The following is a 25,638-nucleotide window of genomic DNA, read 5'->3' as shown; positions in this document are numbered from 1 at the left end:
GCACAAGAAAATACAGGTGTACATATGTCTATTAAAACGCTGATTGCAAAGATGGGCCTGGTCGCTTCGCTGGTGGCCGCAAGCGCTGGCGCACATGCGCAGGACATCAAGGTGGCCCTGGGCACCGACGGCTTCGTGCACATGCCGCTGTTCGTGGCGGTGGATGGCGGTTATTTCAAGAAACAGGGAATGAATGTCGAACTGATCAAGTTCAAGGGCGGTGGGGCCGCGACTTCGGGCCTGGCCAGTCGAACCGTGGAGTTCTGTTCGTGCGCGATCCAGAATTCGATCAACGCGAAATTGAAAGGCGCCGACCTGACTTTGCTGGGGCGGCTGGTAGGGCAGTATGCGAGCAACGTGGTCATCAGCCAGAAGAAAGCCGACCAGCTTGGCCTGACCGCACAGACGCCCATGGAAGATCGCCTGAAGGCGATGAAGGGCTTGAAGATTGCCGTCAGCGGTGCGGGTGGCAGCGCCGATTTCCTGGTGCGCTTCCTCGGTGAAAAGGGTGGCCTTTCGGCAGAGAAAGATTTCACCCTGCTTTACCTCAACAGCGCCAGCGCCATTCTGACCGCGTTCTCCCAAGGACGAATCGATGGCTTTGCCTTGTCCTCGCCCACCTCCGACAGCGCGATTATCGAGCACAAAGGGTTCACGCTGTTGGACATGGCCGACGGGCAGGTCAAGGAACTTGATGGCTACCCTTCGATTGCCTTGAGCGCGCGCAAACAGTGGGCCGATGAAAACCCGAAAACCGTCAAACAGTTCCTCGACGGCCTCGCGCAAGCGACCAAGCTGATCAACGAAGACCCTGAGCAAGCGATGAAACTCGTGCGCGCTCGTTTTGAAGGCACGCCGGACAATGTCTACGCAGCGGCGTGGAAGTCCAACAAACACTCGTTCCCGCAAACGCCTTATCTGAGCGAAGACGACGTTGCCCGGGCCATTGCGTTTCTCGGCAAGATTCAGGGCCAATCGATTCCTGGCAAGGCCAGCGACTACATGACCACAGTACGCTGATACCCCTCTCAACATTGACGCACGTATCGGTCCACCGACCTCAGCCGAGCTCGGTGTGGCTGAGTACGGCCCGGAATTGCTCATGAATAACAAGAAAACAGCTGCATCCTGGGGCGTGATCGTCGCCGCCGGGCCATGGCTTGCCAGTGCACAGGCGGCGGATTTCCTGGCGGATGCCAAAGTCGACCTGGAGCTGCGCAACTTCTACATGAACCGCGACTTTCGCGATGGCAGCGGCCAATCAAAGCGCGATGAATGGGCCCAAGGTTTCATTCTTCGCGCACAGTCGGGCTACACCCCAGGATTCGTCGGCTTCGGCCTGGACGCTATCGCCATGGTCGGACTGAAACTCGACTCCAGCCCGGACCGCACCGGTACCGGCTTGCTGCCGGTTCATGATGACGGCAGGGCACCCGATGAGTATTCCAAGGCCGGGCTGACCGCAAAAATGCGCGTGTCCAAAACCGAGCTGAAGGTGGGCACCTTGATGCCCAAGCTGCCCACCCTGCAATCGAACTTCGGCCGCTTACTGCCTCAGACCTTCCGCGGCGGCATGCTCGAGTCCCGAGAGTGGGGCGGCTTGGAGCTGATAGGCGGGCACCTTGACCAAGTGACTGACCGCGATGTCACCGGCGCGCAAGGGTTGGCCATCAATAACAAGAACCGGCGATTCAGCGGCCAGTTGGATGGCGGTGCCTTTGAGTTGGCAGGCGCTGCCTATCGTTGGAAGACGGTGCAGCTGACTTACCAGGTCGGTCGTTTGGAGGATGTCTACCAACAGCATTACCTGGGGTTCAGCAGCGCCAACGACGTCGGCGAGGGCACGTTTAAGTCAGACCTGCGCCTGTTCATCAGTGATGATCAAGGACAGGCGCGCGCCGGGCAGATCGACAATCGCGCGTTCAGTGGGATAGCGACCTACGAATGGCGTGGCAACGCGTTCAGCCTGGGTTATCAGGCCATGAGCGGGGATTCGGCCTTTCCCTATGTCGAGGGTACTGACCCGTATCTGGTCAACTTCGTGCAGGTGGGTGATTTCGCCGAAAAGGGTGAGCGCTCCTGGCAACTGCGTTATGCCCGTGACCTGGCGTCATGGGGCTTGCCGGGGCTGACCTTTATGACCCGCTATGTCAAAGGCACTGATGCACAGGTGCTGAGTACCGGGTCAGGCCGCGAGCGCGAGTTGGATCTCGAATTGCAGTACCGGGTACAGAGCGGACCGCTCAAGGCCCTGGACATACGCCTGCGCAACGCCGCGTATCGCTCGGACTTCTCGCGCAATGCCAACGACACGCGGGTGATCCTCAGCTATCCCATTTCCTTCCTCTGACTGGTAACCCTCATGGATGCATTGGTAAGCCTGAAAACAGATGACGGCATCGCTGTCATCGCAATCAACAACCCGCCGGTGAACGCTTTGTCCCAGGGCGTTCGGCAGCAGCTCTCGGCCTGCCTCGCTCTGGCCGGGTCCGACCCTGCGGTGCAGGTCATTGTCATCACCTGCCAGGGCAAGACGTTTGTGGCCGGCGCCGATCTCAAGGAATTCGACCAGCCCCTGATGGAGCCCCATCTGCCGGACGTTCTGAGCACTATCGAAAACAGCCAGAAACCCGTGATCGCGGCCGTGCATGGTTCGGTGCTCGGTGGCGGCCTCGAGTTGGCGCTGGCGTGTCATTTGCGTATAGCCGCTGAACACACGGTGTTGGGCTTGCCGGAGGTCAGCCTGGGGTTGATACCTGGCGCGGGAGGTACGCAGCGGCTGGTTCGCCTCTGTGGGCCGCTGGTTGCCGTTGATGTCGTGATTGGCGGGCAGCGCCTGTCGGCGACGCAGGCTCAGGCCGTCGGGCTGGTCGACCACTGTGTGGCCGACGACCTGCCAGGTGCAGCCATCGAACACGCCAGGCGCTTTATCCTTACCCATCCTTTTTGGGTGCGCACACGGGATCGGTTGATGCCCGCCCACAACAGCGCTGAATTCGAAACGAAAGTCACTGCGGTGATGAAGAAGCTGGCTGGGCAAGAAGCGCCCCAGGCCGCGCTCAAGACCATCAATGCGGCGCTGACCGAGTCGTTTGACGCCGGTATGGCGCTGGAGCGCTCGCTGTTTATCGAACGGCGGCAATCGGCCCAGGCCAAGGCCTTGCGGCATCTGTTTTTCGCCGAGCGAGCCCTGGCGGGGCGCACGCGCACGCTCGCCGGTAACGGCCAGGGACGTGGGATTGAAAAGGTCGCGGTGATCGGTTCAGGCACTATGGGCAGCGGGATTGCCATCTGCGTGGCCAATTCAGGTGTTGCTGTGAGCCTGATCGATGTACAGGACGCAGCGCTGCAACGCGGCGTTAAGCACATTGATGACTATTACCGCGACGCGCTGCTCAAGGGGCGTATGGATGAGCAAGCCTGTCAGGAACGCCGGGCTTTGATCTCGCCATCGACGTCAATGGACGCTGTGGCGGACGCCGACCTGGTCATCGAAGCTGTTTTCGAAGACATGGAGGTCAAGCGCGAGGTATTTCGCCAGTTGGATACGCTGTGTAAGCCGCACGCCATCCTGGCAACCAATACCTCATATCTGGACGTCGAAGCCATCGCCGATTGCACCCGTCGCCCGCAACAGGTATTGGGGATGCACTTTTTCAGCCCGGCGCCGGTGATGAAACTCCTGGAAGTGGTGCGCACGACCCAAACCGATAGGTCTGTGCTGGCTGCCGTGCTTGGCTTGGCGCTGCGGCTGGGCAAAGTGGCGGTCACCGTGGGGGTATGCGACGGCTTTGTCGGTAATCGGCTCTTGGCGGCGCGAGAGCGCGAAGCCATGTTCCTGCTGGAGGAGGGCGCGTCTCCCGAAGCCGTCGACCGAGTGATGCGTGCGTTCGGCTTTCCCATTGGCCCCTTTGAATTGCGAGACATGGCTGGCGTGGACGTCGCCTGGCGTAACCGTCAGGGGCGTTTGTCGCAGTTGAGCGGGCGTGAACAACGCTGCGATTGGGTCGATACGTTGTATGCCGCAGGTCGGCTCGGGCAAAAGGCTGGCCTCGGGTTCTATCGCTACGCGTCAGGCAGCCGCCAAGCGTTGCCGGACCCTTGGCTGGCAGAGTTGTTGGCGGATCATCGACAACAATGGAGCATCACCCCCCGCAGCATCACCGATCAGGAAATTGAAGAGCGCTGTTTGTTTGCGATGGTCAACGAGGCCGCCTGGTTGATCGACCACGATATCGTCGCTCACCCTGCTGACATCGATCTGGTGTGGATTCATGGCTATGGCTTCCCGCGCTACAAAGGCGGGTTGACCTACTATGCCGATCAGATAGGGCTCGGCGCTGTGGTGAGGGCGCTCAAGCGCTACAACCTTGAGGGCAAGGCGCTCTCGACCTTTATGACTCGCCAGAAAACCTTCCACAGCAACTGACGAGCAACCCCGGCGGTTTAATCAGCCTGCCGGGGCCTTGGTTTATCAGGCTTCCTTTACCACGTAGCGCAAAATCAATGTCAACGCCGTGGCGACACACAGCATGGCCGCCATCGCAATGAGCCCGGCATTGAATGAGTGTGTGACGTCCTTGAGCCAGCCCACTGCATAGGGTCCCACCAGGCCGCCAAGGCTGCCCACCGCGTTAATGAACGCAATGCCACCCGCCGCCGCCTGCTTGCTCAGGAATGTCGCCGGAATGCTGTAGAAGCAGGTGCGCACCGAGCTTAAGCCAATCAACGCGACCGTCAGGCCAATCAGCGCCGGAATCAGGTCGCTATAGACCACCGAGAAGATAAAACCGGCCGCCCCGGTGGCGCACGTAATCGCAAGGTGCAGGACATAACGCCGCTTGCGTGCGAGCACTTTGGCCCACAGCAGCATGGCGACACTGGCGATCAGATAGGGAATCGCCGACACCCAGCCGATTTGAGTGGTGGTCAGTGAATGGGTCTTTAGGATTTGCGGCAGCCAGACGCCGATGCCGAGGATGCCAATGATGTAGCTGAACAGAATGGCCGCCAGCAGCCATACGCGCACGTCGTTGATTGACTCGCGAAAGCTGTGGGAGCCCTTCGATTCGTGCTCGGCATCGAGGGCCGATTGCAACGCGTGACGCTCGTCCACGGTCAGCCATTTTGCGTCGGCGGGCCGGTCAGCCAGCATGTTCAGGCACATCACACCCAGCACGCAGGCAGGCAGACCTTGCAGCACCAGCAGCCACTGCCAGCCGTGGAAACCCCAGACGCCATCCATTGCCAGCATGGCAGCCGAGAGAGGTCCGCCCAGGACCGAAGACACAGGAATAGCGAACAGAAACCAGGCCATTACCCGCGTTCGATACTGGATGGGAAACCACAACGACAGGAAGAAGATTACCCCGGGAAAAAAGCCGGCTTCGGCAATGCCGGCCAGCAGGCGGATGGCCGAATAACTGACAGGCCCTTGCGCCAACGCAGTGGAAGCCGAAAACAGCCCCCAGGTAATCATGATTCTGGCCAGCCACCGCCGCGCGCCGAAGCGGTAAAGCGCGAGGTTGCTGGGCACCTCGAACAGGCAATAACCAACGTAAAAGATGCCGGCCGCAAAACCGAACTGGGACGCGGTGAGCCCCAAATCGTCGTTCATCGTCAACGATGCGAAGCCGACATTGGTTCGGTCCAGGTAGTTGAAGAAATACGCGATGGCCAGCAACGGGATCAAGCGTATCGCGGCTTTGCGACAAGCGCTGGACTCCAGCGCCTCCTGGGGTGTGACTTGAGCGGCGGTGAGTGTATTCATGGGGCTCCATTATTGTTGTATTCATGAGCCTGGAAGCATATGGCCGGCGTTCTGGTTCGCGCCAAGACCTTTAAACCATAGGTGTCCATAACGGCAGGGCATGGGACTTGGAGGGCAACCATGCAGGGTAGGGCCATGCCCGACAGGCATCGAACACCATGAGATATCGGTATTGGTTATTTTCTTCCCGGTGCATAAATCTGAGTGTTCACACCCATAATAAAAAGGCTCATCCAATGCACTACACTCGCGTCATGCAATCCTTAATCGTCGCTGGCCTCGTTGCCTATAGCCTGCCGGGAAATGCCGATGATTCGGTACGTACACTGGTGGCCGAGAAGGGCAACGTCCATATCGAAGCGCTGGACCAGGGCAAGGGCCATGTGATCGTAATCCTGCCCTCCAAGGGGCGCGGCGCAAATGATTATGACGAGGTCGCACGCTACCTGGCCGCTGACGGCTATCGCGTGATCCGTCCAGACCCACGCGGGGTCAAGGGCAGTAAGGGACCCATGGATACACCGACGCTGCATGACTTCGCCGCCGACGTCGCGCTGGTAATGGACAAGGCCAAGACCGGGCCTTCGGTCGTGGTCGGGCATGCGTGGGGCAGCCAGCCCGCGCGCGTGCTCGCGGTGGATCGCCCAGATCTGGTCAACGGTATCGTGCTGGCGGCTGCATCGATTGGAAAGTTGCCCGCTGGTTCATCCGAAAAACCCTATGGCCGCATGGTCGAGGCGATCAAAGGTGCGGGTAATTATTCGCTGCCTGAAGCCAAGCGTATCGACTATCTCAAAGAGGCGTTTTTCGCGCCAGGAAATGACCCGCGTGCGTGGCTGAGCGGATGGTATGACAAGACCCACCAGGCGCAGGATCATGCACGGGATAGCACGCCGGTGGAGCTTTATTGGTCAGCCGGCAAAACCGTACCGATTCTTGACCTGCAAGGACAGCATGACGCAGTGGTGATCCCGAATATTCTTAAATCGATGCTCGGCGACCGGGTCGAACACAAGACCATTGCCAATGCCGGGCATGCCATGGCGCCGGAGCAGCCGCGTGCAATGGCAGATGCCATCGCCGAGTTTGCACAGCGCGTGTACGCGGCCAAGTGATCAACTGACGGCGTATAGCCTGACAAAAAAATGCTCCGAATCGTTCGATTCGGAGCATCACCCATCATGTTCTATCTCTCTTACTTCGCGTACTGCGCCTTGGCAAATGTGGCGATTGCATCCGCCATTGCCTTGGGTTGTTCCGGGGCCATCGCGTGTCCGGCATTTTTCAGCACCACCACTTGGACCCGGTCACCGAGCATGCTTTTCAGCACACCTGAGAAACGCTTGGGTGCGACGGTGTCCGCATCACCTTGCAGGTCGAGAATCGGCGCACTGCCGGCGGCGAAGTAGTCGTCCACCGGGGTGATGTTGCGCGCATGCCCTTCGGCATCATGGGTCGCCTGGTGCCAGCCGCCCAGCCATACCTTGGGGTCGTTGCCGGGGGCGAAGAATGCCTTGCGCAGATAGATAAGGCGTTGTTCTTCGGAAAGCGACATATCGCCGGCGCCGTCGATGGCCTGGCGCATCTCTGCGTTGATGGGCTTTTCAGTGGAGCCTGGCGGAACCTTGCCAGCAGACGCCGCGGCCATGACGACGCCACGGACTAGGTCGGGGCGGTCCGCAGCGAGCATGCGCGCCGCGAAATTGCCCCAGGCATGACCGACCACCACGATGGGGCCGTTGTTTTCATGCTCGACCACCGCCGCGACGTCACGGGCAAAGTCGTGCACGGTCAGGTTTTCCATCGGCCCTTTGCTTTGCCCTATGCCCCGTGGCTCCGGCCTGACCACACGGAATCCGTCGGCCTGGAGATAATCGGCGACCTGATCATAATCGCGACCCGAGCGACCCAGCGAGGGCAACATCACAATCACCGGCCCGGTACCTTGGGCATTGACCTCGATTTGTACATTGTCGTAGCGAACCAGCTCTTGCTTCAGCGGAGCACCAGCGGCCATCGCAACGGCAGAAGCCAGGCCAAAGGTGGCTCCGAGTAGAAGACGCGAGACTATTTTCATTATTTGGGCTCCTGGGTATTCGCGTTTTTCGCTGGATCGAGGCCGCTTTCTTCAAGCAGACGGCGTGCCGCCGGGCTGTTGAGAAAGGCTATGAACTCACGCGCAGGCACCGCATTGGGGGTTTGGTGTGCAACGGTGGCGCAGAACCGGCTGACTTTCTGCACGGCTTCGGGCAGTGGGCCCAGGTAGTCGACTCCGGGCGTAACCTTCAACTCGCTGATTTGCTGCATTCCGATGTCCGCATCGCCCCTGGCCAGGGCCGTGCCTACCAGTTCCTTGCCGGCGATTTCGACGGTCTTGTTTTTCACTTGATCGCTGATACCCAAACGCTGGAACAGCTCGGTGCGGATGTATACGCCGCTTGCGCCTTGGGAATAAGCGATTTTGTCAGCGTTCAGCAGGGCTGCTTTCAACGCCGCGACGCTTGAGACATCCGGCTTCGCTTTGCCGTGAGGTACGCCAACACCAATTCGTGAATCCGCGATTTCGCGGCGGGTCGTCATGTCGAAGGCGCCGGTGGACGAGAGCAGTTCCAGGGTTTCGTCGGCCATGATCGCCAGGTCCATCGACTCTTTATGCCTGATGCGCTCTGGAATGGATTCAGGTGAGGTGCCCATCGAAGGCCCCCAACTGAAACTCAGGGTGTTGCCGCTGGCTTTTTCATAGGCCGGTTGAAGGTGTTCCATGGCGCCCCGGAGTGCGCCACTGGCAATGACCTTCAGCTCGGCCGCTTCGCCTAACTGAGAGAATCCGAGCAAGCTGACCAAGCCGGTGGTCACTAACAGCGGGGCAGATCTTGTTTTTTTCATGGTGCTACCTTCTCTATTAGACGCTCGTTTCAAGCGCCACGGGTGTTGACGAACAACGCATACAGTGAAGTGGTTGAGGCCATCAGCAGGCGATTGCCGCGTGGGCCGCCGAAGCACAAATTGGCGCAGCGCTCCGGCAAGTCGATATGCCCGATGACGGTGCCATCGGGGGCGAAAATGCGGACGCCATCCATGCCTGGCTCCGGTGCACCCCAGCCGCACCAGAGGTTGCCGTCCACGTCCACGCGCAGCCCATCCGGCAACCCGCTGCCGGCATCAATCAGCTCGCGCCTTTGGCTGAGGCAGCCTTGGCTATCGACGCTGTAGGACACGATCCGTCGCGGACGCGCCCGGGACTCAACCAGGTAGAGTGTTTTTTCATCCGGTGAGAAGGCGAGGCCGTTGGGGCCTTCGAGGTCTTCAGCGACGCAGTGCAGCGTGCCATCCGCATCGAGGCGATAAAGGTTGGCCGGCAGTTCCGGTGTACCTTGACGGCCCATGTAGTCACTGATCAGGCCAAAAGGCGGATCAGTGAACCAGATGCTGTCGTCAGACCTCACCACAATGTCATTCGGCGAATTCAGCGGTTTTCCCGCGAAGCTATCGGCCAGCACCGTGATGCTGCCGTCGTACTCGGTGCGGGTCACCCGCCGTCCGCCGTGTTCGCATACCAGCAAGCGGCCTTGACGGTCGCGCGTCATGCCATTGGCCTGGTTGGCGGGCTGGCGAAACACGCCCAGCACGCCGGTGGCCTCGTCCCAGCGCATGATGCGATCGTTGGGCAAGTCGGTGAATAGCAGGAAGCGTCCGTCGGCAAACCAGGCCGGGCCTTCTGCCCAGCGCAGACCACCGCCGAGACGCTCGACCTTGGCATGGGCAATACGGTAATGCGCAAATAGTGGGTCCAGTTCACGCACCCTTGGGTCGGGCACGCGCACGCTGGGAGTCCAGGTGATCTCGTTCATCTTGTCACTCCGCAAGGGGCAGACGTCAGGTGTAAAGGCGTGCCGGGTTATCGATCAGGACCGCCTGCTGCAGGGCAGGGCTGTCGCACACCTGGTGAATGAAGGCGAGAAGCTCGGCGTCATCCGGCACCGGCCCTTTGATGTTCGGATGCGGCCAATCCGACCCCCAGATGGCGCGCTCCGGTGCGCACTCAAGCAGCGTACGAACCTGATCCAGCGCCTGCGGCCACGGGCCTGGCTGACCTTGCATGGCGCGGTCGACGCCCGACAGTTTGAGCCAGCGATTGGAATGGCCCAACTCAGCGCGCAGTTGGCTCATCAACAACGGATCAACAGGCTGAGTGAGGTCCGGACGTGCCATATGATCGATGACCAACGGCGTCTTCAGGTCGCGCCAGGCTTGTAGAAAAGGCAGTAGCGTAGGTAATTCGCCATGCACCAGTACATGCCACCCAAACGGGCCGACGCGCTCAGCCAGAGCGCGCAGTTTTTCAGGATCACGTGCGCCAGGCAGGTGGCCCATCAAATTGAAACGGATACCGCGTAGGCCCCCGTCATGCAGCGCCTGCAACTGCGCGTCGGTGGTGGTTTCATCAATGATGCCGACACCGCGGTACTCACCTTGGCTGCTGGCAATCGCTTCCAGGATTGCAGAATGATCGGTGCCATACGGCGCGGCCTGTACCAGCACGCCGTGGCGGATGCCCAGCCGACGATGCAGTGCGAGCAGCTCGGTAAAAGGTGCCGGCTCAGGCGTATAGGCTGCATCGGCTGGAAGAGGGAACTGAGCCCAGGGGCCGTAGATATGGGTGTGGCAATCCCACGCGCCCCCAGGGTTGGATAAAATCGGCATGTTGGCTCCGAAAGTTTGCTCAGATGCACCGCCAACCAGGCCGATACCGGCTGCAGCGATCAGGCTGCGTTTAATGAACAGACGGCGTGCCGCCTGAACGAAAGATAGATCGTCCATGTTCGACTCTGATTGGTTAGGTGGGCAGGGCTGCAATCTGTGCAGCCTTTGCAGTGGCTTAGTCGCAACGCGCGGTCATGCCGCCATCAACGATAATTTCGGTGCCGGTGACAAAGCGCGATTCATCGCTGGCCAGGTACAACGCCGCGTAAGCCGTGTCGCGGCCATCGCCCATGAACCCGAGGGGAATGCGGGCCAAGCGGGTGTCGAGCAATTTGCTCACATCACCGCCGGTACGTTGTCCGGCCAGGCGGACCTCGACCATCGGCGTGTGCAACTGCCCGGGCACCACGGTATTCACGCGGATGCCCTTGGGCGCGTATTCCACGGCGGTCACACGCGACAACTGGATGATCCCGGCTTTGCTGGCCGCGTAGGCCACTTGGGCCGAGCCCGTCCAGCGAATGCCGGACGTTGAAGCGGTGTTGATGATCGAACCGCTCCCTTGGGCTTCCATCAGCGGCAGCACGTGCTTGCAGGTCAGGAAGACGCTGCCGAGGTTCAGGGCAATCTGGGCATCAAACTTTTCTTCAGCCAAGGCAACGGCGCCGCCCGCTGCCGATCCACCCACGTTGTTCACCAGAATATCAACCGTCCCATAGGTCTCTTTGCAGGCGGCCACCATTGCGGCAACGGCCTGAGTGTTGGTGACGTCGCAGGCATAAGGCGTGACTTCCCCGCCCGCATCGCGAATGCGCTGCAGCGTTTCCTCCATGGCGGCGAGATCACGATCGACCGCGAACACTTTGGCGCCGGCCATGGCGAATACCACCGCGACCGCACGGCCGTTGCCCCAGCCACTGCCGACACAACCGGCACCGGTGACGATAGCGATCTTGCCTTTGAGACGGTCGCTTTTTGGAAGAGTATCGGTCATGTGCATATCCTCAGTTCAATGTAGTCGGCAGTTCGGCAGTGGCGCCGGCGGGCGGGGGCACTTCGAATACCTTGATGGTCATGGAAATCAGGCTGTAGTAGCCCGCGATGCCGACCAGGTCGACAGCCGCATCGGTGCCCAACAGCGCGACGAATTCGGCGTACAGGTCGTCGCTGATTGCACGCTGGGCATGCAGTTCGCGAATAAAGCGGTAAACCAGCGCTTCATCGGCGTTTTCGAACGCAGGCGGCAGGTCATCGCGAATGGCATCAATGATCTTCGGCGCCAAGCCCGCCTCCAGCGCGAACGGCTTATGGGCGGCCCATTCGTATTCGGCGAGCCAGTGGCGCCCCATCATCAGGATGGCCAACTCGGACAAGCGCGGATCCAGACAGGTGTCATAGCGGCAGTAGCGGCCCAGCGCCTGGGCGCACTCGGCCAGTTCAGGCCGATGTAGCCAGATCGCCAAAGGGCCTCGCACGCCTTTGCGCGGGCCGTTGGCGATGCGCTCGTAAACCGGGCGCTGGGTATCGTTGAGGTTGTTCGGGTCGATAGGGGGCAGACGATTCATGGAGCCTTCCTTTCAGGGACGCGGTGACTGAATATGAGGTTTGTGGGCCGGCTCGATGGGCAAATCGGCCGACTGGGCTTCCACCGGCGGGCGCAGCAAGCTGCGGCTCGGTTTACGGCCGGTTTCGCGCTCGAAGTCTTCAGAGTTGAAGGCGCCTTCCCAGCGGGCGATGGCGAACACCGCGACGGTGTTGCCGACGATATTGGTCAGGGCGGTGGCGGTGGCCATGATGCGGTCGATACCGAACAGAAGCCCGAGGCCACTCAGCGGCAGGGTTTGCACTGATTGCAGGGTCGCGGCCAGTTTGATGAAGGCGCCGCCCGCCACGGTGGTTCCGCCCTTTGAGGTGATACTCAGGATGGCCAGCAAACCCAATTGCTGCATCAGCGAGAATGGTGTGTCGGTGGCCTGGGCGATGAAACCGATGGCAATCGCCATGTAGATCGCAGTGCCGTCGAGGTTGAAGCTATAGCCTGCGGGAAGCACAAAACCGACCACCACTTCATCGCAACCGCTGCGCTTTAGCTTTTCGATCAGGCGTGGGAATACCACTTCGCCGGAGGCGGTGCCGAATACCAGCAGGATTTCATCGCGAATCAGGCGCAGCACGCTGCCGAACGGCAAGCCGATGGACCAACTGATCGACCCCAGAATGCCGAATACGAAGATCAGCGAGGCGGCGTAGTAGACAACGATCAACTTGAGCAAGTAGAGAAGGGTGTCACCACCGTAGCTGCCGATGGCCGCCGCCATGGCGCCAAACGCACCCAGAGGAGCGAGTTTCATGATGAAGCTGAGCATTTTGAACAGAATGCTCTGCGCTTCGCCAAGGGCTTTTACAGCGACAGAATCCGGGGCGCATACGCGATTGATCGCTATACCCGCCAGCACCGAAATAATGAGTACCTGAATGATGTCGCCCTTGGCGAATGCATCGACCAGTGTGTGAGGGATCAGGCCCAGCAGGTAGTTGATCATGGACACACCGCCCGCGGCGGAGGTTGCCTTGATCGCCTCACTGGACTCATTCAGGCTGGTCGCATGCAGGCCCACTCCCGGCTCAACGACGTTTACCAGGATAAAGCCAATGAGCATCGCGACCGTGCTGACCACTTCAAAGTAGACCAGCGATTTGATACCGAGCCGGCCGAGCTTACGCATGTCCTGAACGTGGGTAAGACCATGCACGAGGGTCACGAAGACGATCGGCGCCAGCATCATTTTCAGCAGGGCAATGAACGCTTGTCCGAGGGGCTTCATGGCGACCGCCCATTGTGGTGCGGCAAAACCGAGAATGACGGCAGCGACAAGTGCGATCAGCACCTGCACGTGGAGCTTCTTTAACTGATTCATGGCATTTCCTGACCCAATAGTGGGCATCATTATTCTTGTGGTAACACGTCCCTTGACGGGCGAGCCGGGCCTTCAGCTATCTGCGTTGAGCATAGAAAAAACTATCCCTAGGCACAAAAACCTTATTTTGATACAAAGCTATGCCATTACGGCATGGTGGGCACGATGGACATTCGAGAACTACGCTCCTTTGTAAAAGTCGCTCAGTGCGGCGGCTTCAGCCGCGCCGCCAAAGAGCTTTTTATCGCTCAACCGGCGTTGAGTCGGCAGATCGCCAAGCTTGAAGAGCAGCTTCAAGTCGCACTGTTCATTCGACATGGCAGGGGAGTAGAACTGACGGCCGCCGGGGCACGTCTGCTGGAGCGCGCGGACGTCATGCTGCGCTACATGGAAGAAACCGCCGACCATGTGCGTAACAGCGCGGTGGAGGAACGTGGGCATCTGGCAGTCGGGCTGCCCCCTGCGATCGGAACCATCGTCGGGCCGCAATTGATCCGGCGTTTTCACGAGCGTTGGCCCAAGGCCTCATTGCATGTATTGGAAGGCTTGAGCACGTCGCTGCAGGAGTGGTTACTGGACGGTCGGATCCAGGTCGCCGTGGTGTACAACCAGCCACTGCTCGAGGCCTTTGATGTACGGCCGATTTTCAGTGAACGCATGGTGCTGGTCGGACCGCCTGGGGAGACGCCGAAATCGGTGCGCATCATGGGGCTGGCGGATTTTCCATTGATCCTTCCTGGTCTGCCTCACAGCAACCGCCGGCTGATTGAACAAGTGGCGGCACAGAGCGGATTTCATTTGAATGTGATATTCGACGTGGACAGTGTCAGTCTGACCAAGCGGATGGTCGCCGAAGGCATGGGCTATTCGATCCTGGCGCATGCCGCAGTCCAGGAGGATATAGCCAAGGGGGGCCTGGTGGGGCACGCGATTGAACGACCGGGCATTCGCTCCACGGTCTCGTTGACCACGCTCAAGGATCGCAGGAGCAGTCGGCTGGCCTTGAGCTGGGAAAAAATTCTGTTGGAAACGCTAGAAGAGTTGGTGACGGCGGGGGCGTGGATGGAGGCTACTCTTTGGCTTGGGCGAGAGTGATTTCGAGAGAGGCTTTTTGCGGCTCGGGCTGGGGGCATCCTTTTCAAACCATCCAAAGCATGCACTCAGATTTGCCCCCAATGTAGCCATCCACTGGTAGTGAATGGAGCTCCATGGTTTGTGTAAGGGCAGAAATGATCAGCCGAACAGCCTGCCAGACGACGCCTAAAGACTCTCAGGGTCCCCAAAAAACATCTGAATCCTCGACCTCAACCACCGCTCCCCCGGATCATTATCCTGCGACCCGCGCCACGCCATATGCAGCTCAAACGTGCGCACCGGCAACGGTGGGTCTTCGGCGCGCAACCCGCCCGCTGCGGTCAATGCCTCGGCGGCGTAGTCCGGTACGGTGGCGAGGATGTCGGTGCCCGCCAGCAATGTGCCCAGTCCGTTGAACTGCGGTACAGCCAATACCACGTGGCGTTTGCGATCGAGTTTTTCCAGCTCTTCGTCGATAAACCCGCTCAGGTCGCCGGCGAAGGACACGAGGGCGTGGGGGCGGGCGCAGAAGTCGTCCAGGCTCAAGGAGCCGGGTACGCTGTCGGCGCGCAGCAGTTTCGGCAGGCTGCGGCGCAGCACCTTGCGTTTGGCGTTGGCGGGCAGGTCGGCGGTGTAGCTCACGCCGATGGAAATTTCCCCGGAGGCCAGCAGGCCAGGCATCAGGATGTAGTTGACGCGGCGCACCACCAGCACGATGCCTGGCGCCTCGGCGCGCAGGCGTTTGAGCAGTTGCGGCAGCAGGGCGAATTCGACGTCGTCGGACAGGCCGATACGGAACACGGCGTTGCTGGTGGCCGGGTCGAATTCGGCGGCGCGGCTCACGGCGGTGGAGATCGAGTCCAGGGCCGGGGAGAGCAGGGCGAAGATTTCCACGGCGCGCGCCGTCGGCTCCATGCTGCGCCCGGTGCGCACGAACAGCGGGTCATCGAACAGCCCGCGCAGGCGCGACAACGCCGCGCTGATGGCCGGCTGGCCAAGGAACAATTTCTCGGCAGCGCGGGTCACACTGCGCTCATGCATCAAGGTTTCGAATACGATCAAGAGGTTAAGGTCGACACGACGCAGGTCGTTACGGTTCATCTTGTGTCCTGGAAGAGTCAGCAAACTTGACGTGAGCGGCCACATGTAAACAATGACCGGCATGAATCTTACGGGGAAAGGCTGGTACTCTGCACCGGATAATTGAGTTTTCCTACGATACTTGAGGTGAATGCCTCACTTGCGGAATCAATGACAGACATGTCGACTATTAATGGCGACCGGTGGCCTTACCCGGAAAGCCCAGATAGAGTTCATGGCATTAGAGGTTACTTTGACGAGGTTTGCGATGTCCCGCACGATCCGTTTTCACAAGTTTGGTCCGGCCGAGGTGCTCAAATGCGAAGAGCATGCAGCCGCACAGCCCGCACCGGGCGAAGTGCAGGTGCGTGTCGAAGCGATTGGCATCAGCTGGTATGACATTCTGTGGCGCCAGAACCTGGCGTCCTCCCATGCACGCTTGCCGTCCGGCCTTGGCCATGAGATGGCCGGTGTGGTGGTGGCCCTCGGTGAGGGCGTGGATGACTTGGCGGTAGGCGATAAAGTCGCCAGTTTTCCGGCCGAAAGCCCCAATGATTACCCGGTATATGGCGAGCAAATCGTATTGCCGCGCTCGGCATTGACCCGTTATCCGGATGTGCTGAGCCCGATTGAAGCCAGCGTGCATTACACGCCGCTGTTGATCGCCTACTTTGCTTATATGGATCTGGCGCGGGTCAAACCCGGCCAGTTTGCCCTGGTGACCGACGCCAGCCACTGTGCCGGCCCCTCGTTTGTACAATTGGGCAAGGCGCTGGGTGTTCGGGTAATCGCCGCCACCAAGGACAGCGCCGAGCGTGAGTACCTGCTGTCGCTGGGCGCCGAGAAGGTCATCGTCACCGAAGAGCAGGACCTGCTGATGCAAATCAACAAGTTCACCGATAACCGCGGCGTGGATGTGGTGTTCGATGGCTTGGGCGGCCCGCAGATGTCGATGCTCGGTGATGTGCTGGCGCCCCGTGGGAGCCTGGTGCTCTACGGTTTGCAAGGCGGCAACCAGACGCCGTTCCCGGCCTGTGCAGCGTTCCAGAAGAACATCCAGTTCTTTGTGCACTGTATCGGTAACTTCACCGGCAAGCCGGAACTGGGCATCATTCAGGACCATGTTGCCTTGCAACGCGCATTGCGTGACATCAACCAACTGACGGCCGACCGCGTGTTGGTGCCACTGAAAACCACCGTATTTGCCTTCAACCAGTTTGTAGAAGCGCACCGTTACATGGATGAATGCCCGTGCCGCGAGCGTGTTGCGTTGCAGGTTGAGGCTGTTTGAGGTGTAGGAAGATTCGTAAATGAGTTTTGCAAACCCTGGGCGCATGGGGCAAATGCGCCATATGACAGGGTTGAATCCGCGCGTTGTCTGAAACGCGCAACGGCCGTCCGGTCCCGCAAACGATGCGCTTTTACCCGCCGCCGCCCTGAAATTCAGCGCGGCGTTGTTGTGTCTGCGCCCTGCGCATTTGCCCCCGTCATTATCTGAACTGCTTTTTGGTCAGCTTCTGTATCTGTTAATCATTATTTCAGCCCTGATAATTGGCACTTCACTTTCAACTCAAGGACTGAGTTATGAATGATTTTCGGATTCATCAGCGGGCACTTCCTGCAACTACGAGTGCTACAGCCTCTGCCAGGACGCGAGGCGGTCGGCCCTCCAAGGGCGGATTTCAAACGATGCATGACTGGAGATTTAAGTTTGACAATTTTTATTTGTCAGATGGATCTTTGAATTCAAGGTTAAAGCGTTGTAGGAGCCTGTCTGAATATTCCTAGGAGCATTGCTGCCAATCGCCAGGATGCTGTGGTACGGCGCTTTCGCCCCAAAGATGCTGGGAGACGAGCCGCCTGAGCAGCACTTATCGATTTGTAACCGGGTGCTAGTGTTTATCTGTCGCACACACTGCACCGCAGGCAACGTTCTTACACATGCAATAGATCGGGCAACTACGCTCGGTAGTTGTTTTGAACTGATATTTCAACTCAGGTAGTAGAACTATGAGCGCTATTCACGAGCAGGCCATGAATTATGTTTACCAGCAAGTTCAACAACGCTTGGTTGGGTATTTCACGCGCGCGGAGCGCACTGCACTTCAATTGTTGATTCAGCGTATTGTCGTGGCCGCCGGCGGCATGGAACAAGTGGGTGATTACAAAGTGCTGGTGGCCCATGGCGGTGGTGAAGTCAGCAGCTACACCCTGGCGTTACTGCGTGCCGCACAGTTGAGTATCGCCGCGCGTGCGCCCAGGACCTTCCAGTTACGGGTGGCGACGCTACGCCACGCGGGTATGACGCAAGACACCCTCGAGGCGATTCATCGCGGTTACAGCCGGCTGTTTTTCCATGATGACGACCGGGTCGAGTTGTTGATGGTCGAAAACGAACAGGTGTTGCCCTTCAACCATCAGCGCCCGGCCTCCAGCCGCGGCTGTGAAGCTCACCAGCGCAACATGTTGATGGTGGGGCATCTGACCTCCGGCGATGTGCGCGCCACGCTGTGCAACGATGCCTACCTGGCACTGGGGGATTTCTATCAGCGCGTCACCGCCTGGAACGGTGGCGTGCACGCACTGGTCAGTGGCGACTCCGCGCGCAAACAGAGCCAACTGCTGGCCTGGCTGAAAAAAGCCGCCCAGGCTAAAACCGTCAAGGCTGCCAAGGGTAAACCGACGTCGCTTGGCGGGTTGTTTACGCGCATGGATGAGTGGAGCGGCGATTTCTACCGTGACCTCTACGGCGAGCACTATCTGCCCAAGGCTGACGTCAGCCCGGGAGGGTATCGGCACCTGGCCTATATCGGTATTGCCGACTTGCTTGAAGGCATCGACCGCGCCAGTGCACCGTTGCTCGTCGATTTCATGGCTTATACGCCAGATCTGCTGGGCTTTCACTTCAGCCACCCAAGCTTTGCCAACCCACCGTTGATGGCGCACCTGCGCGGCCTGCAAGCCGAATGCCTGCGCGAGCTGCATTACGAGGAAGGTGTCGAGGAGTTCCTCGAGCAGGCGCGCAATTACCTGCGGCGTCGGCGGGTGCCCGAAGAGCTGGTGAGCCAGGTGGCCGATCGCGGGGAGCGGGCGTTGGCGAGCAGCCTTGCCCAGCAATTTTTCGGCTTGGACGAGAACCAACTGGTCTGCCTGCTGTTTTCGCCTTTCATTCATCACGGCGAACGGCTGGAAGGCTATTTGCGTCAGTGCCACCCCGGCATGCTGGTGGCATTGCCTGAACTGCACAAGGTCTTGCAGGGCAAACCGGCAGCCGAGATGCTGCAGCAATGGGTCGCCGATGCCAGCGGGTTGCCGCTGCCTTTGCTCCAGCATCTGTACCGCAAGCGGCCGATGAACCTCGCCCTTCGCGGTGCCCACAATGCACCCGTGCAAAGGTCTCAAGCCCGTGACGGCATGGCCTTTCAGCTGTCTGGGCGATGACGCTGCGGGGCGCACGGCAGGCTGACTTTGCTTATCAGGCGGTTTATCGCTACATGATCAACCTGATTAACGAGGTCAGCACGGATACGCGCGTAAAGCTGCCGTCGCTGCGCCAGTTATCCCAGCGACTCAATGTGTCGATCTCCACCATCCAGTATGCGTATTCGCTGCTGGAAAAGGAGGGCAGGGTGTATTCAGTGGCCAAGTCGGGGTACTACGCTTGGCCGCTTGCCGGTGGCCCAGTGGCGTGTCCCAGCGGGGATTTGCTTGAACGCCTCTATATGGCGTCCCGGCGCCCGGGCATGACCGTGCTCAGCGGCGATGAACCGGCCTTGCTGGCCTCACTGGACGGCACCTTGCTGCGCCTCGAGCGCGAGCTGGTGCGTCAATATCCAGGGCACCTGCAGCCCTGGTCGCAACCCTGCGGGGTGTGGGAGCTGAGGGCGGCGCTGGCGGCTCGCTACACTTCGTCACCGACCCGCTGCTGGCAGGCTGATGACGTGTACATCGGCGCAGACATGCGCGGTGTGCTCGAGATCCTTATCGAGGTATTGGGCTTGCGCGGCGCCTCGGTGGTTGTCGAATCGCCCTGCGAGTGGTCAATCCTGCGCCTGCTGCAGGATGCCGGGGTGCGTATCCTTGAGCTGCCCTGGGGCAACGATGGCCGCCTGGAGCTGGCCTTGCTCGAAGGGATGCTGCGTAACGAGTCGGTGCAGCTGCTCGTGCTCTCGTCGTCGCTCAGCCTGCCGTCCGCCTTTGCCTTGCAGCCTCAAGACCGCCAGGCGGTGGCGCAACTGCTCGATCGGTACGATTGCTGGCTATTGGAAAACGACACCTGCGGCGAATTGGGATTCAAGCCGGCACCGGTTGCCCTGCGCGACCTGGTCAACCCTGAGCGGTTGGTGGTGTTTGCCTCTTTCGAGAAAATACTCGGCCCAGAGGCGCCGTTTGGCTACGCGTTGTCGCGGCACTTGAGCGGTGAATTGCAGCGACAGTTCCTGCTGCGCTCGTTCCGACTGTCCGCCATTCGCCAGCGCGCGATTGCACGCTTATACCTGAGCGGCAAAATCGACCAGCACCTGCACCACTTGCGCGGGCTGCTGCTGGAGCAGGCAGGCGAAATGAGCAAACTACTGGGCCAGCACCTGGGTGATCAAGTGACTTACCGAATGCCGGCGGGCGGGGCGACCTTTTGGTTGGGCGTCACCCGGGCGGTGGACATGCGCAAGGCTTTCCACTACCTGCTGGCGCGTCAGGTCGTCATGGCGCCCGGTGAGCTGTTCAGCGTGTGTGGCCTGCACCACCAGCATCTGCGGTTAAGCAACACCTTCCACGGGCTGCCCAACCTGGACAGTGCCCTGGCATTGGTGGGCGAGGCGCTGCGTGATGCACAGATCAGCTAAATGCATGAAACTTCTCTGTGGCTTGTAGGATCAATACCGTCGCGCAGTAGTCCAACTCTCAGTAAACTGTCATTTTTTCCGAATCCTTCTTCTTCGAGGTTTATGCATGACAATCAGTCCTTTTGCGGGCAAGCCGGCGCCAGCTCAATTGCTGGTGGATATCCCGCGACTGGTCACGGCCTATTACACCGGCCAGCCTGATGCAGCGATCTCCACCCAGCGCGTGGCCTTTGGTACTTCCGGGCACCGTGGCAGCTCGTTCGAGCTGAGTTTCAACGAATGGCACGTGCTTGCCATCAGCCAGGCCATCTGCCTGTACCGTGAAACCCAGGGCATCAACGGCCCCTTGTTCGTCGGCCTGGACACCCACGCGCTGTCGACCCCCGCAGGCGCCAGCGCCCTGGAAGTGCTGGCCGCCAACGGCGTACACGTGATGCTGGCCGAAGGCGATGAATACACGCCGACCCCGGCCATTTCCCACGCCATCATCTGCTACAACCGTGGCCGTACCAGCGGCCTGGCAGACGGTATCGTGATTACGCCGTCGCACAACCCGCCACAAAGCGGCGGCTACAAGTACAATCCGCCCAATGGCGGCCCGGCCGATACCCACGTTACCAAGTGGATCGAGGCCAAGGCCAACGAGCTGCTGGCCAACAAGCTGGCCGGGGTTAAACGCATTACCCACGCCCAGGCGCTCAAGGCCGATACCACCCATCGCCATGACTACCTCAACAGTTACGTGGCCGACCTGGTCAATGTGATCGACATGGACGCCATCCGCAGCGCCGACCTGCGTCTGGGCGTGGATCCGTTGGGCGGAGCAGGGGTGCGCTACTGGTCGGCAATTGCCGAGCACTACCGTTTGAACCTGGACGTGGTGAACACCGAGGTCGACTCCACGTTCCGCTTCATGAGCGTGGACTGGGACGGTCAGATCCGCATGGACCCGTCCTCCAGCTATGCGATGCAAGGCTTGATCGGCCTCAAGGAGCGTTTCGACGTCGCCTTCGCCTGCGACCCGGACCACGACCGCCACGGCATCGTGACGCCATCCGGTGGCCTGCTGGCACCGAACAACTACCTCGCCGTATCGATTGATTACCTGTTCCAGAACCGCCCAGCGTGGCGCGCCGATGCAGCCGTGGGCAAGACCGTGGTCAGCAGCGGCTTGATCGATCGCGTTGCGGCGCGTATCGGCCGGCGCCTGTTTGAGGTGCCAGTCGGCTTCAAGTGGTTTGCCGATGGCCTGTTCGAAGGCTCGCTGGGCTTTGGCGGCGAAGAAAGCGCCGGTGCCTCGTTCCTGCGCAAGGACGGCACGGTCTGGAGCACCGACAAAGACGGCTTGATCCCCGCTCTGCTGGCTGCCGAAATGACCTCGCGCAAAGGCCAGGACCCCAGCCAGATCTACCGTGGCCTGACGGATGCGCTGGGCGAGCCGTTCGCGATTCGTGTGGACGCCAAGGCGACTCCGGCGCAGAAAGCACTGCTGGGCAAGCTGTCGCCTGAGCAGGTCACTTCCACGCAACTGGCCGGGGAAAGCATCGAGCAGATCCTCAGCCATGCGCCGGGTAACAACCAGGCAATCGGTGGTTTGAAGGTGATGACCAAGAACGGCTGGTTCGCCGCACGGCCATCGGGCACCGAGGACATCTACAAGATCTACGCCGAAAGCTTTGTGGGTGAAGACCACCTCAAGCAGTTGGTGCAAGAGGCGCAGGTGCTGGTAGACGGCGCCATCTCTCGGTAACACCGCAGATCCAAACATGTGGGAGCGGGCTTGCTCGCGAATACGGTGTGTCAGTCGCTGGATATATTGACTGAACCACCGTATTCGCGAGCAAGCCCGCTCCCACATTGTTTTTTGTTAAGCCAGATCTACCAAGACGATTTCACTGTCTTCAACCGCTGTTACCCGCAACACCTGCTCATCTTCAACCGCCACCCCGTCTCGCGCTTGCGCACGCAGGCCATTGACTTCAATCACCCCCGTCGCCGGCACCAGATACGCACGGCGCCCGCTGTCCAGCCGATACTCGGCGCTTTCCCCGGCCTTCAGGTTAGCCGCCACCAGGCGTGCATCTGCCCGAATGCGCATGCTCTCAGTGTCACCGGCCTTGCCACTGGCCAGGGTCACAAAGCCCTCACGATTGCCCTTGGGAAACGGCTTGGCACCCCAGGAAGGCGGCAGCCCGGCCTCATTCGGGATGATCCAGATCTGGAAGATCTTGGCCGGCGTGGCTTCCAGGTTGTATTCGCTGTGGGCAATCCCGGTGCCGGCACTCATGACCTGTACGTCACCCGCTTCGGTGCGGCCTTTGTTGCCGAGGTTGTCGGCATGGCTGATGGCACCTTCACGCACATAGGTGATGATTTCCATGTCGCGATGCGGGTGCTGCGGGAAGCCCGTGCCGGGCGCAATGATGTCGTCGTTCCACACCCGCAGGTTGCCCCAGTGCATGCGCTTGGGGTCGTGGTACTCGGCGAAGGAAAAGTGATGATGGGCATCGAGCCAGCCATGATGGGCGCCGCCCAGGGAAGTGAAAGGTCGAAGTTCGAGCATGATGGGTCTCCTGTGGATGGTGACTATCATCCAGCAGCGCATGATCGATAAAAAGCGTAAAAAATGCCGAATTCCAATCAGTTTATTCGATTGGTTGCTGGCGTTTTGACTTTTACTTCATCGCCTAACTGCATGACAACAAAGCAATTGGCTGGAACTGTGCGCCGATTCCGGCGACCATGGCACCTTCGCCAGAACCAACCTCATCGCTGGAGTCCGCGTGCCGCAACAAACGCCTGATCTGCCCCCCGAACTGCGTCCCCTGGCAGAAATGCCCCTGCTCAAACGGCTCGCCGCCCGTTTGTTTGGCCATGGCCTGACGCGTTTGCGTGCCCAGCATCGGTTTTCCTGGCTGCACGGCCAGGCGGACGGCTTTCGCAGCGGGCACGAAGCCGGCGTGGAATATGGCTACCGCGAGGGCAAGGCCGACGGCATCGAGGAAGGCCGCCAGGTGTTGCTGATCCGCGACTTTCGCCCCGACGAGCACCGCGCGCCGGGTGTGGATGACAGCCTGTTCGACGATTGGCGCCTGCCGCTCACGGCCGACGTCAAAAAGCGCATGAAGGCTGACGTAGCACGTTTGCTGCCGGCCCACGCCCAGCCCAGTGCCGCGCAGTGGAAGATGATCTTCAGTGACACCCCTTCAACCTCGGTGATTGCCGGTGCCGGCGCGGGTAAGTCCACCTCGCTGGTGCTGCGCATCCTTTTGCTGACCCACTACCTGGGCTTTGAGCTGAGTTCGATGACCGTGGTGACCTTCACCCGCGAATCGCGCAAAGACTTCATCAACAAGCTCATGGAAATTCTCGGTTTGTGGGGCCAGCCCCTTGACTTCAAAGAAGCTCAGGCCGTGGTGCGTACCTTTCATTCACGCATCCTGCCGATGGTGCGCAGCCTGCCAGGCTTCGAACGGCTGCAAGCGTTTGAGAACCTCAGCAGCAGTTTCGAGGATGCCGACAGCAACCCCTTCGACCTGCGTATCAGCGACGCCCAACGCCAACAGATGAATACCTGTTATCACCGGCTGCATGGCCGCCATGCACGCTTTCGCGAGCTGATCGCACCGCTGGCTCGCCATGGCCTGCAACTCAAGGAGCTGGAGCGCGACCACCCCGACGTGCAGAAACGCATCGCTGTCACCGAACTGGCGGCCAAGCGCGATGAAGAACTCTGCGACGTGATCGAGGACCTGTGGTTTCGCGCCGGCGCCTGGCCGATCAAGGGCATAGAGCCGAGTCGCCAGACCTTCGAAATCAATGGTGCGCAATTTCACTGCCACGGCTACATCCCGGATCTGGATGCCTGGGTGGTGCTGGGGTTTGATCCACGGGAAAACCCTCAGATCAACCGGCCCAATTCAAAGCTTTCGGTGCGGGCCGAATGGGCGGTAAAGCGCACCCTGTTTCAAGCTTTCTGTCGCAAGCCATTGATATGGTTGGATAACTACGAGTCATCACGGCGCCTTTTAAGCAGCCTGGCGGGCGACGCCAGCGCCGGGCCTGGGTTTGATTACAAGGTCAAGGGCGAGCTGGCCTCGGCGCCGCTGCTGGACAGTTTCGTGATGGCCGCCGGGTTTATCGAGAACCTCGGGCTGGATGTGCCCACGGCCGTTGGCCAAATGAGCTTCGCCAAGGACGACCCGGACCGCGGCTACTTTGAAGCCTTGAGCATTTTCTGGAAGGCCCTGGAAGATCACTTGCTCGATCAATCGCCGCCGATCATGACTTATAACCGCATGTTCTCGCTGTTCGGTGAGAACACCCCGGAAAACCTCAAGCTGCTCAGCGATCCGCTGCTGCGGCCGATGTCGCACCTGATGATCGACGAGTTTCAGGACGTATCGCCGCAGATCGTCTCGTGGATTCGCGCCAGCCTGCGCGAGATCCGCAGCCGTGGCCCGGCGATGCATGTTGGGCGTGGCGCGCAACGCTCCTCCTTGCTGTGCGTGGGCGATGACTGGCAGTCGATCTATGGCTGGCGCGGCAGTTCGCCCCAGTACTTCATGGCGTTCAACCAGGAATTCCCGTCGCCCAGCACCACCCGTGTGATGCTCAGCGAGAACTATCGCAGCCACCAGCACATCATCGACGCCGCCGAACATGTGGTGCGCGCAGCCCCGGCTATCCCCGGCAAGAAGGCCAAAGCCAGTGGCGAGCCCAAGGCTTTGCAGCCCGTGGTGGTACTGGAGCGGGACGACGCCGCACTGGGGCGGCAGCTGCTGGAGCACTATCAACGCGGCAATACAGTGCTAATGCTTTATCGAAAAAGTAGCGATAAGTTATTGATTCAAGAGCATATTCAGTCTGTAGTTAATGTAGATTCCAGCTTGCCGCCACAGGACCGGCGGCTTAAACAGCTGACTTATCACAGTGCCAAGGGCCTGCAGGCGGACGCCGTTTTCCTGCTTGGGGATTGCCAGCACGTCACCAGCTCGCCTTACAAAAACCAGGTTTACCGCATGGCGGGCCTCGGCAAGGACGGCGACAGCGAACCCTACGATACCGCGCAGAAAGACGAAGTGCTGCGCCTGGCGTATGTCGGCATTACCCGCGCGGTGAGCCATTGCTATTGGTATGTGGAAAAGCCGGAAGGCCAGGGCGTGAACGTGCCAAGGGCTTCGGAGCGGGTTGATGGGCGAAAGGCGTTTTTTGATGATCGGCGCAGCTAGCAGCTATACACAATTCC

20 protein-coding genes are annotated in these 25,638 nt (G+C 60.0%); 10 read left to right on the top strand and 10 right to left on the bottom strand.

Features of this window, described 5'->3' with window-relative positions:
* Window positions 1–24: 24 nt before the first annotated feature.
* The 3 genes from AOA59_RS23405 (at window position 25) to AOA59_RS23395 (ending at window position 4,429) form a co-directional block, all read left to right on the top strand.
* Window positions 25–1,020: an ABC transporter substrate-binding protein gene (locus AOA59_RS23405; RefSeq protein ID WP_099489227.1), complete on the top strand. Its 996-nt coding sequence runs from the start codon at window positions 25–27 to the stop codon at window positions 1,018–1,020.
* A gap of 82 nt (window positions 1,021–1,102) precedes the next feature.
* A complete protein-coding gene (locus AOA59_RS23400) occupies window positions 1,103–2,350 on the top strand; it encodes an OprD family porin (RefSeq protein WP_256593107.1) in 1,248 nt (415 codons plus the stop codon).
* Window positions 2,351–2,362: 12 nt separating this feature from the next.
* On the top strand, window positions 2,363–4,429 hold the full coding sequence (locus tag AOA59_RS23395) for a 3-hydroxyacyl-CoA dehydrogenase NAD-binding domain-containing protein (RefSeq protein ID WP_099489225.1): 2,067 nt from the start codon (window positions 2,363–2,365) through the stop codon (window positions 4,427–4,429).
* Window positions 4,430–4,474: 45 nt separating this feature from the next.
* Here AOA59_RS23395 and AOA59_RS23390 read toward each other — a convergent pair whose 3' ends face one another.
* The gene (locus AOA59_RS23390; RefSeq protein ID WP_099489224.1) at window positions 4,475–5,770 is read right to left on the bottom strand and encodes an MFS transporter; all 1,296 of its coding nucleotides are present in this window, start codon (window positions 5,768–5,770) and stop codon (window positions 4,475–4,477) included.
* Between the two features lie 236 nt (window positions 5,771–6,006).
* Between AOA59_RS23390 and AOA59_RS23385 the strand changes: the two genes are divergently transcribed.
* A complete protein-coding gene (locus AOA59_RS23385; protein WP_099489223.1) occupies window positions 6,007–6,885 on the top strand; it encodes an alpha/beta fold hydrolase in 879 nt (292 codons plus the stop codon).
* An 80-nt stretch (window positions 6,886–6,965) separates the two neighbouring features.
* Here the strand turns inward: AOA59_RS23385 and AOA59_RS23380 are convergent, their stop codons facing one another.
* From AOA59_RS23380 to AOA59_RS23350, 7 genes are read right to left on the bottom strand one after another with little or no spacing between them, the layout of a single operon-like run.
* Entirely contained in the window at window positions 6,966–7,847 is an 882-nt protein-coding gene (locus AOA59_RS23380) for an alpha/beta fold hydrolase (RefSeq protein WP_099489222.1), read from the bottom strand.
* The gene (locus tag AOA59_RS23375; protein ID WP_178076282.1) at window positions 7,847–8,656 is read right to left on the bottom strand and encodes a substrate-binding domain-containing protein; all 810 of its coding nucleotides are present in this window, start codon (window positions 8,654–8,656) and stop codon (window positions 7,847–7,849) included. Before AOA59_RS23375 ends, AOA59_RS23380 begins: the two co-directional genes overlap by 1 nt.
* Window positions 8,657–8,685: 29 nt before the next feature.
* Window positions 8,686–9,621: an SMP-30/gluconolactonase/LRE family protein gene (locus AOA59_RS23370; RefSeq protein WP_099489221.1), complete on the bottom strand. Its 936-nt coding sequence runs from the start codon at window positions 9,619–9,621 to the stop codon at window positions 8,686–8,688.
* A gap of 25 nt (window positions 9,622–9,646) precedes the next feature.
* Window positions 9,647–10,591, bottom strand: a complete 945-nt coding sequence (locus tag AOA59_RS23365) for an amidohydrolase (protein WP_256593106.1) — start codon at window positions 10,589–10,591, stop codon at window positions 9,647–9,649.
* A 58-nt stretch (window positions 10,592–10,649) separates the two neighbouring features.
* Complete coding sequence (locus AOA59_RS23360) at window positions 10,650–11,468, bottom strand: SDR family NAD(P)-dependent oxidoreductase (protein ID WP_099489430.1); 819 nt, start codon at window positions 11,466–11,468, stop codon at window positions 10,650–10,652.
* A gap of 10 nt (window positions 11,469–11,478) precedes the next feature.
* Window positions 11,479–12,039, bottom strand: a complete 561-nt coding sequence (locus AOA59_RS23355) for a carboxymuconolactone decarboxylase family protein (protein WP_099489220.1) — start codon at window positions 12,037–12,039, stop codon at window positions 11,479–11,481.
* Between the two features lie 12 nt (window positions 12,040–12,051).
* The gene (locus AOA59_RS23350; RefSeq protein ID WP_099489219.1) at window positions 12,052–13,392 is read right to left on the bottom strand and encodes a cation:dicarboxylate symporter family transporter; all 1,341 of its coding nucleotides are present in this window, start codon (window positions 13,390–13,392) and stop codon (window positions 12,052–12,054) included.
* Window positions 13,393–13,557: 165 nt separating this feature from the next.
* Between AOA59_RS23350 and AOA59_RS23345 the strand changes: the two genes are divergently transcribed.
* Window positions 13,558–14,487, top strand: a complete 930-nt coding sequence (locus AOA59_RS23345) for a LysR family transcriptional regulator (protein ID WP_099489218.1) — start codon at window positions 13,558–13,560, stop codon at window positions 14,485–14,487.
* A 165-nt stretch (window positions 14,488–14,652) separates the two neighbouring features.
* On the opposite strand, the gene AOA59_RS23340 is transcribed toward AOA59_RS23345, so the two are convergent.
* Window positions 14,653–15,567 carry a LysR family transcriptional regulator gene (locus AOA59_RS23340; protein ID WP_099489217.1) on the bottom strand — a complete coding sequence of 305 codons (915 nt, stop codon included), beginning with the start codon at window positions 15,565–15,567 and terminating at the stop codon, window positions 14,653–14,655.
* Between the two features lie 247 nt (window positions 15,568–15,814).
* Here AOA59_RS23340 and AOA59_RS23335 point away from each other — a divergent pair, with 247 nt between their 5' ends.
* From AOA59_RS23335 to pgm, 4 genes are all read left to right on the top strand, one after another.
* Window positions 15,815–16,837: a zinc-dependent alcohol dehydrogenase family protein gene (locus AOA59_RS23335; RefSeq protein WP_065930108.1), complete on the top strand. Its 1,023-nt coding sequence runs from the start codon at window positions 15,815–15,817 to the stop codon at window positions 16,835–16,837.
* 719 nt (window positions 16,838–17,556) lie between these two features.
* On the top strand, window positions 17,557–18,987 hold the full coding sequence (locus tag AOA59_RS23330) for a hypothetical protein (protein WP_099489216.1): 1,431 nt from the start codon (window positions 17,557–17,559) through the stop codon (window positions 18,985–18,987).
* Window positions 18,984–20,390 carry a GntR family transcriptional regulator gene (locus tag AOA59_RS23325; protein ID WP_099489215.1) on the top strand — a complete coding sequence of 469 codons (1,407 nt, stop codon included), beginning with the start codon at window positions 18,984–18,986 and terminating at the stop codon, window positions 20,388–20,390. The genes AOA59_RS23330 and AOA59_RS23325 overlap by 4 nt, the downstream gene beginning before the upstream one ends.
* Window positions 20,391–20,496: 106 nt before the next feature.
* A complete protein-coding gene (gene pgm / locus AOA59_RS23320; protein WP_099489214.1) occupies window positions 20,497–22,140 on the top strand; it encodes a phosphoglucomutase (alpha-D-glucose-1,6-bisphosphate-dependent) in 1,644 nt (547 codons plus the stop codon).
* Window positions 22,141–22,257: 117 nt separating this feature from the next.
* On the opposite strand, the gene AOA59_RS23315 is transcribed toward pgm, so the two are convergent.
* Entirely contained in the window at window positions 22,258–22,953 is a 696-nt protein-coding gene (locus tag AOA59_RS23315; RefSeq protein ID WP_099489213.1) for a pirin family protein, read from the bottom strand.
* Between the two features lie 220 nt (window positions 22,954–23,173).
* Here AOA59_RS23315 and AOA59_RS23310 point away from each other — a divergent pair, with 220 nt between their 5' ends.
* Window positions 23,174–25,621 carry a UvrD-helicase domain-containing protein gene (locus tag AOA59_RS23310; RefSeq protein ID WP_099489212.1) on the top strand — a complete coding sequence of 816 codons (2,448 nt, stop codon included), beginning with the start codon at window positions 23,174–23,176 and terminating at the stop codon, window positions 25,619–25,621.
* Window positions 25,622–25,638 lie beyond the last annotated feature (17 nt).

This window comes from Pseudomonas sp. 2822-15, from assembly GCF_002742515.1.
Classification (GTDB): domain Bacteria; phylum Pseudomonadota; class Gammaproteobacteria; order Pseudomonadales; family Pseudomonadaceae; genus Aquipseudomonas; species Aquipseudomonas salomonii.
Note: the sequence above shows the minus strand (reverse complement) of the source record. Positions and strands in the feature narration are given on the sequence as shown.